This is a genomic window from Ruminiclostridium papyrosolvens C7, assembly GCF_000421965.1.
GTDB classification, from domain to species: domain Bacteria; phylum Bacillota; class Clostridia; order Acetivibrionales; family DSM-1351; genus Ruminiclostridium; species Ruminiclostridium papyrosolvens_A.
Genome location: NZ_ATAY01000027.1, coordinates 1 through 877, shown reverse-complemented (window position 1 = coordinate 877; position 877 = coordinate 1). Strand labels below are relative to the sequence as shown.

Here is an 877-nt window from a genome sequence, read left to right as displayed (position 1 = left end):
TGAAGATATTGAGAAAATCCAACGTAAAACAGAAACAACAGATTACATGATATTTATGAGTGCACTTATGATCCTACTGTCAAAATATACCGGACAGCAGGATATAGTCATAGGCAGCCCTATGTCGGGAAGAACTCACAAAGACACTCAAAATATCCCCGGCATGTTTGTAAATACACTGGCATTCCGGGGAAAGCCGGAAAAAACAAAAAGGTATTCTGAGTTTCTGAGTGAGATAAAAGAAATATGCCTGAATGCATATGAAAATCAGGACTACCCATTTGAAAAGCTGATAGAGGCAGTGAGTGTAAACAGGGAATCCTCCAGAAATCCCTTGTTTGACATAATGTTCGTTTTGCAAAATTATGATCATGGTACCGGAAGCTTTAACACAATGGAAATGGAGGAGCTTGACAAGTGTGAATGGCACAGGGCGGCAAGGTTTGATTTATCCGTAATTGTCACCAGACAACGGGACGGATACAAGATTGTTTTAGAGTATTGTGAAGACTTATACACAGAAGAAACGGCGGAGCTTCTGAAAAATCACTATATCAACCTTGTTAAGGAAATAGTCTCAGACTCTGAACAGCTCATTGGTACAATTGAAGTTTTGGATGAGAATGAAAAGAAGAGTATTCTGTTTGACTTTAATAAAACAGATATCGATTTTCCAAAGGACAAGGTCATGGCGGAGCTGTTTGAGAAGATGGTGGAATGCTCCCCGGACAATCTGGCAGTAATATTCGGAGAAGATAAGGTTACATACGGAGAATTAAACAGAAGAGCAAATTGTCTTGCAGGCAGGCTCCGTCATATGGGCATAGGGAAAAATGATTTCGTGGCGATTATGACGGAACGCAGTGTAGAGATGATT

General features: G+C 40.1%; 1 protein-coding gene. It reads left to right on the top strand.

Features of this window, described 5'->3' with window-relative positions; all coding sequences use genetic code 11:
- On the top strand, positions 1 to 877 hold an 877-nt coding region (locus tag L323_RS29220), incomplete at both ends, for a condensation domain-containing protein (RefSeq protein WP_038275533.1).